The 12676-nt window shown below is 62.0% G+C and carries 12 protein-coding genes; 5 read left to right on the forward strand and 7 right to left on the reverse strand.

The features are described from left to right. Positions 1 to 11: 11 nt before the first annotated feature. Together dacB and BM079_RS13285 are read left to right on the forward strand one after the other, a co-directional pair. Positions 12 to 1490, forward strand: a complete 1479-nt coding sequence (dacB, locus tag BM079_RS13280; RefSeq protein ID WP_175489701.1) for a D-alanyl-D-alanine carboxypeptidase/D-alanyl-D-alanine endopeptidase — start codon at positions 12 to 14, stop codon at positions 1488 to 1490. 188 nt (positions 1491 to 1678) lie between these two features. Then, positions 1679 to 2047, forward strand: a complete 369-nt coding sequence (locus BM079_RS13285; RefSeq protein ID WP_090134892.1) for a diacylglycerol kinase — start codon at positions 1679 to 1681, stop codon at positions 2045 to 2047. 340 nt (positions 2048 to 2387) lie between these two features. Here BM079_RS13285 and cynS read toward each other — a convergent pair whose 3' ends face one another. The 5 genes from cynS to BM079_RS13310 all read right to left on the reverse strand — a co-directional run bounded on the left by cynS (position 2388) and on the right by BM079_RS13310 (position 5780). Then, complete coding sequence (gene cynS, locus BM079_RS13290) at positions 2388 to 2831, reverse strand: cyanase (protein WP_090134895.1); 444 nt, start codon at positions 2829 to 2831, stop codon at positions 2388 to 2390. A 75-nt stretch (positions 2832 to 2906) separates the two neighbouring features. Next, positions 2907 to 3371: a hypothetical protein gene (locus BM079_RS13295; protein ID WP_090134898.1), complete on the reverse strand. Its 465-nt coding sequence runs from the start codon at positions 3369 to 3371 to the stop codon at positions 2907 to 2909. 1 nt (position 3372) lies between these two features. Continuing rightward, positions 3373 to 3774 carry an NUDIX hydrolase gene (locus BM079_RS13300; RefSeq protein ID WP_090134900.1) on the reverse strand — a complete coding sequence of 134 codons (402 nt, stop codon included), beginning with the start codon at positions 3772 to 3774 and terminating at the stop codon, positions 3373 to 3375. Positions 3775 to 3829: 55 nt separating this feature from the next. Then, the gene (locus BM079_RS13305) at positions 3830 to 4906 is read right to left on the reverse strand and encodes an AbrB family transcriptional regulator (RefSeq protein WP_175489702.1); all 1077 of its coding nucleotides are present in this window, start codon (positions 4904 to 4906) and stop codon (positions 3830 to 3832) included. Between the two features lie 55 nt (positions 4907 to 4961). Beyond that, positions 4962 to 5780 (reverse strand): amidohydrolase family protein, encoded by an 819-nt coding sequence (locus BM079_RS13310; protein ID WP_090134903.1) that lies wholly within the window; start codon positions 5778 to 5780, stop codon positions 4962 to 4964. A 126-nt stretch (positions 5781 to 5906) separates the two neighbouring features. Between BM079_RS13310 and glnE the strand changes: the two genes are divergently transcribed. Next, positions 5907 to 8852, forward strand: coding sequence for a bifunctional [glutamate--ammonia ligase]-adenylyl-L-tyrosine phosphorylase/[glutamate--ammonia-ligase] adenylyltransferase (gene glnE, locus BM079_RS13315; protein WP_090134906.1), 2946 nt, complete (start codon positions 5907 to 5909; stop codon positions 8850 to 8852). A gap of 13 nt (positions 8853 to 8865) precedes the next feature. Here the strand turns inward: glnE and BM079_RS13320 are convergent, their stop codons facing one another. Then, positions 8866 to 9480, reverse strand: coding sequence for a lipopolysaccharide kinase InaA family protein (locus BM079_RS13320; protein ID WP_090134908.1), 615 nt, complete (start codon positions 9478 to 9480; stop codon positions 8866 to 8868). A gap of 395 nt (positions 9481 to 9875) precedes the next feature. Then, positions 9876 to 10835, reverse strand: coding sequence for an oxygen-dependent tRNA uridine(34) hydroxylase TrhO (gene trhO, locus BM079_RS13325; RefSeq protein ID WP_090134911.1), 960 nt, complete (start codon positions 10833 to 10835; stop codon positions 9876 to 9878). A gap of 272 nt (positions 10836 to 11107) precedes the next feature. On the opposite strand from trhO, the gene BM079_RS13330 reads away from it, so the two are divergent. Both BM079_RS13330 and BM079_RS13335 read left to right on the forward strand, forming a co-directional pair. Further along, a complete protein-coding gene (locus BM079_RS13330; protein ID WP_090134913.1) occupies positions 11108 to 11983 on the forward strand; it encodes a D-amino-acid transaminase in 876 nt (291 codons plus the stop codon). A 155-nt stretch (positions 11984 to 12138) separates the two neighbouring features. Then, complete coding sequence (locus tag BM079_RS13335; protein ID WP_175489703.1) at positions 12139 to 12657, forward strand: GAF domain-containing protein; 519 nt, start codon at positions 12139 to 12141, stop codon at positions 12655 to 12657. Positions 12658 to 12676 lie beyond the last annotated feature (19 nt).

A 12676-nucleotide genomic window follows, 5' to 3' on the forward strand; every position in this document is an offset into this window, starting at 1 on the left:
GGAAACCCTTCATGCCTGCAAGGATTGATGTCGTAGGCGAGAATCGCCCGGCTGTCGTACGTCTTTTGTCCTGCCTGCTGCTCTCCTCACTGATGTTGCTGGCGTTGACCGCCAGCGCTCTTGCCGACGGCTTTCCCGCCACCAGCGCGCTGGCGGAAAAGGGATTTGTCGTCGGTGCTCAGGCCCGCCTTCTGGACAGCGGTGAGTCCCTGGGCAGTATCGCGCCCGATCAGCAGATGACACCGGCCTCGGTATCGAAACTGTATACGGCTGCAGCAGCGCTCTCGCAGTGGGGGCCGCAGAAGCGCTTCACGACCGAGCTTCGCAGCGACGGCGACATCGTGGATGGGGTGCTCAAGGGCGATCTGATTCTTGATGGCGGCGGCGACCCGGGCATGACCAGCGAGGACTACTGGCTGCTGGTGCAGGGACTGGCCAGCCGCGGTATTCGCCGCATTGATGGTCGGGTACTGGCCAGCCAGTGGCGCTTTGGACCGGTGACCTGTGTGACCACGGATCGATGCGATGCGCGCACCCGCACCCGACACGCCTTCGATGCCCAGCTCACCTCTACGGCGGTGGACTTCGCGACCTGGTGCACGCGCGTGATGCCGGGGGAGGCAGAAGGGGTCCCGGCGCGCCTTGCCAGCTGTGCCGGGACGACGCCGCTGACGCAGGTCGATAATCGCGTCACGACCGTGGCGCAGGGCAACACCGCCATCAGCGCCGAGCGTACCACTCTCAACGGCCAGGACACACTGGTGGTTTCAGGGCAGATACCCTTGGGCAGCGGCCCCAGCAGTGTCTATCGCTCCAGCGCCAACCCGACCGATCAGACGCTCAAAACGCTTGAATCACTCATGCAAAACGCCGGCATTGCCGTGACCGGTGGCTTTGCGTCCACATCAACGCGCCCGTCGGACTCGACGCAGGTACTGTCGGCAGTCGATGGCAAGCCGCTGCAGGAGCAGATCCTGCGCATGCTCAACTACTCCAACAATTTCATGGCCGACGTGCTGGCGCTGGATCTGGTGAGCGGTAATCCCACCATGGCCAGCGCCGGGGCGACACTGAATGCATTCGCCAATGGCATTCCCGGACACGGTCCGGTCAACCTGCGTTCCGGCAGCGGCCTGACGCCGGAAAGCCAGACCAGCGCCCGTGGGGTCACCGCATTGCTGGATTACATGTACCACCAGCCGGCGCTCTTTCCGGTCTTCGTGGCAGGCATGCAAACGCCGGTCAACGGCCCGATGAATTTCATCCGCCGCGGCAGTCAGCGCTTTCAGCAAAGCGTCATGATCAAGACCGGCACCCTCAACGAGCCGGTGCCGGTACGCGCCGTGGCAGGCTATTTCCGGACGCAGTCCGGACGCTGGGGCGCCTTCACGGTCATGGTCAACGGCCGGGCTCCCACGCCTTACATCAACTGGACGACCACCCTTGAGGCAGTTTCCAGCGATATCGATACCATGATTGCCAGCAACTGAGATCTGTCCGATCGGCCGTCGAGGCTGGTCAAATGCCGTGCCTTCTGATGGAGGCGGACAGCATCTTTTGATGCCCGGGCAGGCGCGGGCCGTGGCCCCCCGGTCCACTGCTTTGGTAGGATGCCGACTCCCCTTAAAGATGGCAGGTGGTCTGCAATACCTGTGATCCATGGACAGGAATCCTCTGCATGAAGCCCGCGCATACCGGTATCAAGCGGCTATTTCATTCCACCCGCTACTCATGGAAAGGGCTGACGGCCGCCTGGCACAATGAGGCGGCCTTTCGCCAGGAGTTGATCGTGACCGTGTTGCTGCTGCCGGCCACCTTCTGGCTGGGGCAGTCCCTGATGCAGTGGCTCCTGCTGATGGGCAGTGCGGTGCTGGTCATGGCCGTGGAGCTGCTCAATTCCGCAGTGGAAACCGTGGTGGATCGCATCGGCGTCGAGCACCACGAGCTCTCCGGACGTGCCAAGGATCTGGGCTCGGCCGCCGTCTTTCTCTGCGTGCTGTTTGCCTTTCTGGTGTGGGGCAGCCTGCTGGTCGCCCGTCTGGTCTGATCCGTTCCCCATTTGTTCCTGAAATAACGGCCCGAGGCGACCCGCCTCGGGCCGTTTTTCGTGGTCGGTCACCAGGCAATCGGCTCAATGCATGCACACAGATCATGCCTTCATGCCCATTTATCGATTGCAGATGCGGCATTAAAAGCCTTGTATAGAAAGGGTATTCCGGTGCGACATGGACGCCGTATCGCTCTGGCGCCGGTGCGACCATTTCCCCGGTATACCCGAAATACGCAGGGCACATAACGATAAATGACGGGTAAATCACCATGACGCATTCCATTCGACCATGGGTCTTCTGGCCCGTGTTTCTGGTGCTGACCGAGGTGTGCGAACGCTACCAGCTCTTGTAGGGTAAAAACTTGCCGTTCATGGTGATCTTGACGCGATCTCCCTTCGGGTCTTGTTCGCGCTCGACGTCCATCGAGAAGTCGATGGCGCTCATGATGCCATCACCGAATTTTTCCTGAATGACATCCTTGAGTGTCGGCCCGTAGACGCCGACCACCTCATAAAGGCGATAGATCAGCGGGTCCTGCGGGATGGCGCCATCCCAGGTTTTGGTCGGATAAGCCTTTATGGCGTCGACAAGCGCGTCATCCTCAAGGCCCAGCGCCTGCACGAGTTTCTGGGCAATGTCGGGCGGGGCACTGTTCATGCCGTAGCACACGGAGGCGACCCAGACCGGAGAGCGGTCCACGGCCTGCCCCAGATCATCCCAGCTCATCTTCTGACGAGCCCGGGCGGCCATCAGAGTGTGATGCATTTCAAGCTTATCCATGACATGACCCTTTTGCAGGTGGTTGGAAGTCACACGCCAGCTATAACATCGTGTGAGTGCCCGAGCCAGTGTCGATCACTGCGGGGAGGGTGCCTGAGGATCAATCAGCGATGCCAGCGCCGGCATGATCTGCAGCTCGATGGCCGGGTCGATCATGTCTTCGGGCGGCGGCGACGCGAGCGGCGCCCAGACGCGCTCGAAGGCCACGTCAGACTGCAGTTTCGCATCATTCAGACGGGCCACGTAAACCTCCAGCATGTCGAGCCGACCGCTGTCGTCCGGGGCGGCAAAGCGCCCCAGCCAGGCACAGTTCAGGACAGCCGTATCCTCGGCAAGCATTGTGGCCTGAAGCGTCGTGACGGCGTGTATCAGCGCGTCGTCGTCGGCCACCCGATCAACGCCGGTATCGGGCAGGCCGTAGCGTGTCTGGTGTTCACGGCGTATCAGCAGTACCTCGTTGCGGGTACTGAGCAGCGCCAGCGCTACATATCGGCGCGGCAAGCGTCGTTCAAGGGGCAGGGATGAATCGCTGTCGGTCATGTCAGTCGAATCTCTGGCGCAGTGCCGGCAGAACCTCATCGGCGAGCAGCGGCGCCAGCGACAGCGTATCGTCATCGAGTGCTATCCAGCGTACCTCCTCGATCTCACCGCAGGCCCGTGGCGTGTCTGCCAGCGCCTCAATGATGAAAACGTCGGCATCGATATGGGTGTCCGCCTCGTTGGCTGCCCGGGCTCGAAAGCGGCCCAGCATGGCCAGCTCATCTTCCTCCAGCGAGGCGCCCAGCTCTTCCCGGCATTCCCGCGCCAGGGTGGCCAGAGGCGTCTCGCCGTGCTCGGGCTTGCCACCGGGCAGCATGAAGTACTGGGTGTCGCGCTTTCTGACCACCAGCAGGCGGCGATCCTGATCGAGCAGACAGCCGGCAACAACGTGAATGATGGGCATCGCGGGGAACTCCGGTTGAGGTCTGGGTGGACAGGACTGCGCCCTGACAGGGCGATCAGGCCTGATTGGATGGTGTTCGAGCAAAGCGGGCAATAAAGCGCGCCATGGCCGGGCCGATGAGGACCACGGTGAAAAGGCGCAGCGCCTGCAGGGCGGCAACGATCGCGACATCGGCATGCGTATCGAGGGCGATGATGGTCATCGAGTCCAGCCCGCCCGGGCTGGTTGCCAGATACAGCGTCAGAAAATCGCTGTGCATCAGTGGCACCAGCATCAGCGCCGACAGCGCGCAGAAGGCGATCAGCATGATGGACGCCAGAAACATCCACTTGAAGGCATGGGTAACGTTGCGCACGGTCTGGCGATCAAAGCGTAGCCCCACATAGATGCCGATGCAGGCGTAGGCGGCTTCCAGCAACGGCAGCGGCAGTTGAATGTCGATCACACCGGAGACCTGTGCCACGGTGCCCAGAAGCATCGGCCCCAGCAGGGCACCGGCCGGCAGCAGACGGTCACAGATGAAAATACCCACAACGATCAGCGCGATCGAGACGGCAAAGGACAAAAGGCCATGAAGATTCCACGTCATGGCATGAGAGGGCGCATGGCTTTCGCCCGACACCCCCAGAAAATGGCTGACGAGGGCGCCGGCCATGATCACGCAGATCACGCGCACGTACTGCATGGTGGCCACAATTCGCGGATCAGCATTGGCCTGCTCCGACATGGCGACCATGGCGGCCGCCGCGCCCGGGGTGGTGCCCCAGGCCGCGGTCGTGCCGGGCAGTCCGCCGTAGCGCACCAGCAAAATGCCGACCACAGTGCTCAGCACCAGCGTGACCACGGTGGCCAGCACCATGGCCGGCCAGCTGTCGGCAATGGTGGAGAGCACCGTCAGGGTCATGGCCTGGGCAATCAACAATCCGATCACCCCTTGTCCGCCCTTGAACAGCACCCGTGGCAGCTTCAGACCGCCGATCGTGACGCCAAAGACTACTGAAACCGCCATCGGACCGATCAGGGCACCGGCCGGCATGTGCACCAGCTGCAGTACAAGACTGGCCAGTGCGCAGGCACTCAACAGCAGCAGCCAGCGCAGGGCGGGAGAAGCAGGGATTTGATCAGCAAGCAAAAGTGTCAGGCTCCGGCAGCAGATAAAAAGCGTTGATGAGGGTTAAAAGGCGGGTTCAGGCCACGCTATCGCTGCCGCGCGGCCGATACAGGGCGACGGCATTGTCATGCAGGGCCAGCATGGCATGGGCATCGCCCAGGGTATTATGCAAAAGCTCGATATCGCTGTCCCGGAAAGGGCGGGGCGCACGCGTGCCCGGCAGGTCCGTTCCAAAAAGCAGGGCATGGGGATTGATGTCGGCAATGGCGGCAAGCGTGGCCGGCACGTTCATCGATACGCGTCCGAAGCCTGTTGCCTTGACGTGAGCACCGGCCTCGACCAGCGCCAGCAGAGTGGGCAGCCCTTCCTGCGACAGCCCCAGATGATCAATGACCATTGATGGCAATGCGCGCAGCAGCGTCAGGTGCGGGGCGAGCTCCCGGGCATCGGCGTAGATCTCGCAGTGCCAGCCGACCTCATCGAAAACGCGTCGGGCCTGGCGAATCATGGCGCCGATATCCTGATGGCCACCGCGGCGTAGATTGAACCGGATGGCTCTCACGCCGGCCTCGTCGAGTTCGAGCAGTCGCTTGTTGCTGACCTCGTCGGGCAGCTGGGTCACGCCCACGAAATCACCGCCCAGTGCCTCGAGCGCCGCCAGCAGCCAGGTCTGGTCCGTACCCTGAAAGGAACCCGAGACGACGGCACCGCCGCGAACGTCGAGTCCGCGGACAGCCTTTTGATAATCCTCGATGGTGAAAAAGGCGGGGCGATAGCCCTGATTGGCGATCAAGGGAAAATCCGGGTCGATGATATGCAGATGGGCATCGAAGCAGCCATGCGGTTCCCGATGATCGTGTCGATAGTGCCCGTTGAAGGGAATAACCTCGGCCATGGCAACTCCTTGATCGTCCTGTCATCGCGAAACAGCGCCTTTCGTGCCCGACAAGCATGCGGGGTGATGGCTCGGACTGCAATCTTCGTTATGCTGACAGGCAAAGGATCAAAGAGAGGCTCTTCCATGTCACTGCAAGCCGTCCTGACAGGTCTGCCTGAAGCCCTGCAGTCCCAGGCACGTCGTACCCTCGAGACGTTTGATGACGCCTTGCTGGCCCGTCTGGGCGAAGAGCGCACGCGGGAGCTGGTCACTACCATCACCGCGAGCGATTTTGTGGCCCGTGCCCTCTCCCACGATGGCGTGATGCTGGACCGCCTGCTCGCCCGGGAAGAGCTGGTGGCGGCCCCGAGCCGCGAGACGCTCGAGGGCTGGCTTGACAGCGCGCTTGAAGACGCCGCGACCGAGGCGGATCTGCAGCGAATACTGCGCCGGTTTCGTCGAGAGCGCATGGTGGCGATCATCTGGCGCGATCGAAACGACTACGCCGATGCCTGGAGCATTGCGGCGGCGGTCTCGCGACTGGCCGAGGTCTGCATGGAGGCGGCGCTGCGCTGGCACGAGAAGGCGCTGGCCGAGCGCTACGGCGAGCCGTCACCGGACAGCGACGGGCGCCCCCAGCGCATGGTGATTTTCGGAATGGGCAAGCTGGGCGCCGGCGAGCTCAATCTTTCCTCCGATATCGATCTGATCTTTGCCTATCCCGAAAAGGGCCAGACCCACGGTGGCGAACGCTCTCTGGAGCATCAGGCGTACTTCACCCGGCTGGGGCAGAAGGTCATTGCCTCGCTTGATGCCATCACGGCCGACGGCTTTGTCTTTCGCGTCGACATGCGGCTTCGCCCGCTGGGCGATGGCGGGCCGCTGACCGGCAGCTTCGCAAGCCTTCTGTCCTATTACCAGAGTCAGGGCCGCGAGTGGGAACGCTACGCCATGCTCAAGGCGCGTCCGGTGGCCGGCGATCTTGAGGCGGGACAGCGTCTTCTGGGCGAGCTCAGACCTTTCGTCTATCGCAAATATATCGATTTCGGCGCGATCGAGTCGCTGCGCGAGATGAAGGCGTTGATCAATCGCGAGGTCAGACGTCGCGGGCGTGAAGATGATATCAAGCTGGGTGCCGGCGGGATTCGCGAGGTGGAGTTCGTGGTTCAGGCCTTCCAGCTGATCCGTGGTGGGCGGGTGACCGAGCTGCAGACGCCGTCGCTGAAGCGGGCGCTGGTCGAGCTGGAACGTCTCGAGATCATGTCGCGCCACGACGTGCGTGCCCTGCAGGCCGACTATGTCTTTCTGCGTGATCTCGAGCATGCCCTGCAGGGGCTGGAGGATCGCCAGACCCAGTCGCTGCCCGAGGAGGCATTGCCGCGGGCAAGAATTGCCTTTGCCATGGGGCATGAGCAGTGGGAGGACCTGGTCGCGCATCTCGATGAGGTGCGTCGCCGGGTACGCGAGCGCTTCGATGAGGTGATCGCGCCACCGGAAGAGGAAGACCACGAGCTGATCGAAGCCGGGGCGCTGGAAGAGTGGCGGGCGCTCTGGCAGGAGGCCTTTGACGATGAGGCCGCGATTGCGCTGTTGTCCGAATCCGGCTTTCGCGACCCGCCCCGAGCGCGCGAGCGTCTGCTCAGGCTGCGCCACGGGCGCGCCGTGACCGGCATGCAGCGTATCGGATTCGAGCGTCTCGAAGCGCTGATGCCACTGCTTTTATCCAGCGTGGCCACCACCGAGATGCCGGACATTACGCTTGAGCGCGTACTGGCACTGGTAGAGGCGGTGCTGCGCCGGACGGCCTATCTGTCGCTTTTGAAGGAAAACCCCGATGCGCTGACGCAGTTCGTGCGCCTGTGCAGCGCCAGTGCCTGGATCAGCGAACAGTTGGCGCGCTATCCGGTGCTGCTTGATGAGCTGCTGGACCCGCGCAACCTCTACATGCCTCCCGAGCGCAGCGAGCTCGAGGACGAGCTGCGCCAGACCCTGTCGCGATTGCCGCCCGGGGATGAAGAGAGCCAGCTCGAGGCGCTGCGGTTGTTTCGTCACGCCCGGGTGCTCAATGTGGCGGCGGCCGATGTGGCCGGCGCCCGCCCGTTAATGGTGGTCAGCGATCATCTGACCATGATTGCCGAGGTGGTGCTCGAAGCTGTCGTGAACCTGGCCTGGCAGGGGCTGACGGCGCGTCATGGCTATCCTCGCCGGCGTGACGGCAGCTACGCCGGTGCCGAGGACGTCGATTTTCTGGTCGTGGGCTATGGCAAGCTCGGCGGCATCGAGCTGGGTTACGGCTCCGATCTGGACCTGGTCTTTTTGCATGACGCTGACCCGCGCGGCAGCACCAATGGCGCGCGCAGTCTGGACAATCCGGTTTTCTATGCCCGCATGGGCCAGCGCATCATTCACATGCTGACCACCACCACGCCGGCCGGCGTGCTTTATGAGGTGGACATGCGCCTTCGCCCGTCGGGCAATTCGGGACTTCTGGTGTCTTCGCTGGAGGCCTTTGCCGACTATCAGCGCCGCGAGGCCTGGGTCTGGGAGCATCAGGCGCTGGTTCGCGCCCGTGCCGTGGCCGGCAGTCAGGCGCTGGCAGGTCGCTTTGACGAGATTCGCCGCGAGACGCTCTCCAGGGAGACGGATGTGGACATGCTCAAGCGCGAGGTGGTCGCCATGCGCGAGAAGATGCGCCAGCATCTGGGCAGTAGCGCGCAGTCGCGCAGTGCCGGGTGGTTTCATCTCAAGCAGGACCCGGGCGGCATGGTCGATATCGAGTTCATGAACCAGTTCGCGGTGCTGGCGATGGCGCACAGGGAGAGGGCGCTTTTGACCTATACCGACAACATTCGCATTCTGGAAACGCTGGAATCATCCGGCCATCTGCCGTTTGAAGGCGCTGAGCAACTCAGAAAAGCCTGGCTTGCCTATCGCGATGCCAGCCATCGCGCCGCGCTCACGAATTCCGGCTCACTGGTGCTGGAGGCCGGTTTCGCTGAGCATCGTGAAGCTGTTCAGGCGCTCTGGCAGCGCTATCTTGAACCTGATGTCAGTGTGTCCAGCAAGGCGGAGGCCCCTGAGGGTCGCTGAAGCCCGACTGCAGTCAACCCTTTTTGAGCCGTGGTAGCAGGTAATGCTTCCACCCTTTTCGCATCAGCAGCAGCCAGCGCGGGGCGGCTTTCAGGCGCTGCTCGGTGGGCGTTAACGCTCGGCCGGTCAGCTTGCGTTTGAACTTGAAGGTGCCTGCTATATCGGTACGGCGCAGCCGATTCATGATGGGATGCAGGAGGCTGCCGGGGGCGGCATGGAAGGCCGAGGCAAAATCAATCAGCACCATGTGACCGTCGGGCCTGACCAGAATATTGGTCCAGCGAAGATCGTTGTGGGTAATGTGAAAACGATGCAGCTCGGCGACCATACGCTGAATGTCACCATAGCGCACGGGCATGTTGTGTCGCCGGGCTTCGCCCAGATCAACACCCTCGATATGTGACATGTAAAAGGCGTAGCGCCCATCAAATCCCTTGAAATCCGGGGTATGTGACCAGCCGCCGAGGCGCTCGAGCATGCGCGCTTCACGATTCACCAGATAGCGTGCCAGCGGCGCCAGCGCCGTACCCTGCCAGAGACGGTAATCCTTGCGCACAACAATTTCCCCTGCATGGCTGGTGATGGTGACGTCGGCTTTCAGGAGTCCGCCGGCGCTTTGCAGTATCACGTCCTGATGTGGCGCATGGGGCTGCGATATTGGAATCGCGGTGGCCCAGGGCTCGTTGGCGGCCGCGTCCGTTGTGGTAATTGTCGGCTGGCTGACAGAGCGAGGAGCGCCGTTCCCCTGGTCTGACACCGACTTGTCAGACAGGGGCGCTCGAGGCGAAAGAGAACAATGAAATGTCATGATGTACCTGATACCGGGGCTGCATTCAGCGATGCCGTGTCGACAAGAAGGTAAGCCGGGGACACGGATAAAAGTTAACCTGCTAACTTTTATTTTAATATTAATTTAATGTCAGGTCGAATTCGGCTACCGGGATCAGGTCAGATCAGGTCAATGGCAAAAGGGCAGGTAGAGACCGCTCCGAACGAGCGGTCCAAAAGGTCGTTTGGGCGGGGTTATTGGTTCTGGCCGGTGCGCGGATTGCGGCCAATGGGATGGGCTTCGCCGCGAGCCTTTGCCAGCTCGATCTGGCGCTGGCGCTCGCGTGCGCCGGCACGAGTCTTCTCGGGCAGGCTGTCCCAGCAGTGCGGGCAGCTGATGCCCGGCTCGTAGCAGGGGGAGCGCTGGTCTTCCGCGGAAATAGGCCGTCGGCAGGCGTGACACTGATCAAAGTCGCCTTCGCTCAGGTCGTGACGCACGGTAACCCGGTTGTCGAAGACAAAGCAGTCGCCGCGCCAGCGGGAATCCTGCTCGGGTACGCTTTCCAGATATTTCAGGATGCCGCCCTTGAGGTGATACACCTCTTCAAACCCCTGCTCCAGCATGTAGCTGGAGGCCTTTTCACAGCGAATGCCGCCAGTGCAGAACATGGCGACCTTCTTGTGCCTTGTCGGATCGTAATGGGCCTTGATGTAGTCGGGGAACTCGCGAAAGGAGCGGGTTTTCGGGTCCACGGCGCCCTCGAAGGTGCCGATCTCGACCTCATAGTCGTTGCGTGTATCGATCAGGAGCACTTCAGGGTCGCTGATCAGTTCGTTCCACTGCTCGGGCTCGACGTAGGTGCCGACACGGCGGTTGGGATCAACACCTTCCACGCCCAGGGTGACGATCTCACGCTTCAGCTTGACCTTGGTGCGGTAGAACGGCTGCTCCTGCGCCCGGGACTCCTTGTGTTCGAGATCCAGCAGTCGCGTGTCGCTTTTGAGCCAGACCAGCAGCGCGTCGATACTCTCTCGTGTGCCGGAGACAGTGCCGTTGATGCCTTCCTCGGCCAGCAGCAGCGTGCCCTTGACGTCATTGGACCGCATGGTCTCGAGCAGCGGCTCGCGCAGCGCCTCAAAATCGGGCAGGGAGACGAACTTGTAGAGGGCGGCCACTACAATGGGGCCCTCGTGGGGTATTTCAGGGGATGTCATGTGCTTCTCCAGGCAGTCGCCCTCGCAAGGGGCGGACCAAGGGGGTCAGGAACCCGGTCGGGTTCGCGGCGCGCATTTTACGCCTCCCTTGCCCGGCTTGCATCTGCCTGTCCTCATGCCCGGGAATGACCGTCAGGTGGGCGGCGGTGTGTTCCACCGCGCAGTGCCCCGGCAGCGCTGATATGATCAGGGTAATGGGCCGTGATGACGGCCTGACAATAACGTAGTACCTGCGCGCTCATGGCGCAGGACAACGCACAGTGGAAGGGCTCATGTCTCGAACAGTCTACGTCAACGGCCGATACGTACCGGAAAGCGAGGCCAGTGTCTCGGTCTTTGATCGCGGCTTTCTGTTTGCCGATGGCCTCTATGAGGTCACCGCCGTGCTCAATGGCCGACTGGTGGATTTTGAAGGGCACGTCGCGCGTCTGCATCGCTCGCTCAACGAGCTGAACATGTCGCTGTCGCTCAACGATAACGCCCTGCGCGATATCCACCGCCAGCTCATCGAAAAAAACGAGCTGCAGGAGGGGCTGGTCTATCTACAGGTGACCCGCGGGGTTGCCGATCGGGATTTTGTCTATCCCGAGGCGCACACGCCTGTCACGGTGGTGGCGTTCACCCAGCAGAAGGCGATCATCGACAGCCCGCTGGCAGAGCAGGGGCTCAGAGTGATCTCCCTGCCTGACATGCGCTGGGGGCGGCGTGATATCAAGACCGTGCAGCTGCTGTACCCCTCGATGGCCAAGATGGAGGCCAAAAAGCGCGGCGCCGATGATGCCTGGCTTGTGGAGTCAGGACTGGTGACCGAAGGCTCTTCCAGCAACGCCTGGATTGTCGATCACGACAACACGCTGATCACACGCGAACTGTCCCGCTCGCTTTTGCACGGCATCACGCGGCGTACCCTCATGGCGCTTGCCAGAGAGCACGACATGAAGGTTGAAGAGCGCGGCTTTACCGTCAAGGAGGCGCAAAACGCCCGGGAGGCCTTCGTGACCTCGGCCACGTCGCTGGTGTATCCGGTGATCTCGATTGACCAGCGCCCCGTCGGCAACGGACAGCCGGGAGAGATTGCCCGAAGCCTGCGAAGGCTCTACATCGAGGCAAGCCTTGCGTTACTGGAAGCCCGGCAGGGACAGGGCTGAATCGTATCCTGATTGAGGCGTCTCCTGATATTGTCCTGTCGCCATCAAGCGGCGTGCTTTTCGGTCGATAGACAATCCCACAGCAGTTTGATCATGTGATGGATGCGCCAGAGGCTGGAACGGTCGGGGCGCTGTCTGATGAGAGAGGCCTGGAAATGGTGGACGACAATGGACGTTGGTCAGAAGAACAGGAAAGGGAGCGGCTGGCGGCGCTGAAGGATCTCGGGATACTGAACTCCCCGCGCGAGGAACGCTTTGATGCCATCACGCGTTTGATGGCGCGCGACTTTCACGTGCCGATCGCGATGATTTCGCTGGTGGATGATAAAAACGTCTGGCTCAAGTCCGAAGTCGGGCTGGAAGGGATCGAGCAGGTGCCGCGAGAGATTACTTTTTGCAATCATGCCATCAGGGCATCGCGCATCATGGTGGTCGAGGACGCCACGCTGGATGAGCGCTTCAGCGACAGTCCGCTGGTGACCGGAGAAGCTGCCATGCGGTTTTACGCCGGCGCGGTGATCTATTCGTCGCAGCAGCAGCCGATAGGCGCGGTCTGCATCATCGATCATCTACCGCGCAGCATGAGCTATCAGGATCAGCGTCAGCTGATCGATTTTGCAGGCCATGTCGGGCAGGAAATGGCCAGAGCCGGCACCCGGGGTCGGGGCGAATAGCCGGCAAGTTCCGAATGGA

Source organism: Kushneria avicenniae (assembly GCF_900112585.1).
Taxonomy (GTDB): domain Bacteria; phylum Pseudomonadota; class Gammaproteobacteria; order Pseudomonadales; family Halomonadaceae; genus Kushneria; species Kushneria avicenniae.

What these genes read in the sequence shown, in the direction of transcription:
- dacB (WP_175489701.1), top strand. Translation starts at nt 12, where the DNA reads ATGCCTGCAAGGATTGATGTCGTAGGCGAGAATCGCCCGGCTGTCGTA.
- BM079_RS13285 (WP_090134892.1), top strand. Translation starts at nt 1,679, where the DNA reads ATGAAGCCCGCGCATACCGGTATCAAGCGGCTATTTCATTCCACCCGC.
- cynS (WP_090134895.1), bottom strand. Translation starts at nt 2,831, where the DNA reads ATGGATAAGCTTGAAATGCATCACACTCTGATGGCCGCCCGGGCTCGT.
- BM079_RS13295 (WP_090134898.1), bottom strand. Translation starts at nt 3,371, where the DNA reads ATGACCGACAGCGATTCATCCCTGCCCCTTGAACGACGCTTGCCGCGC.
- BM079_RS13300 (WP_090134900.1), bottom strand. Translation starts at nt 3,774, where the DNA reads ATGCCCATCATTCACGTTGTTGCCGGCTGTCTGCTCGATCAGGATCGC.
- BM079_RS13310 (WP_090134903.1), bottom strand. Translation starts at nt 5,780, where the DNA reads ATGGCCGAGGTTATTCCCTTCAACGGGCACTATCGACACGATCATCGG.
- glnE (WP_090134906.1), top strand. Translation starts at nt 5,907, where the DNA reads ATGTCACTGCAAGCCGTCCTGACAGGTCTGCCTGAAGCCCTGCAGTCC.
- trhO (WP_090134911.1), bottom strand. Translation starts at nt 10,835, where the DNA reads ATGACATCCCCTGAAATACCCCACGAGGGCCCCATTGTAGTGGCCGCC.
- BM079_RS13330 (WP_090134913.1), top strand. Translation starts at nt 11,108, where the DNA reads ATGTCTCGAACAGTCTACGTCAACGGCCGATACGTACCGGAAAGCGAG.
- BM079_RS13335 (WP_175489703.1), top strand. Translation starts at nt 12,139, where the DNA reads ATGGTGGACGACAATGGACGTTGGTCAGAAGAACAGGAAAGGGAGCGG.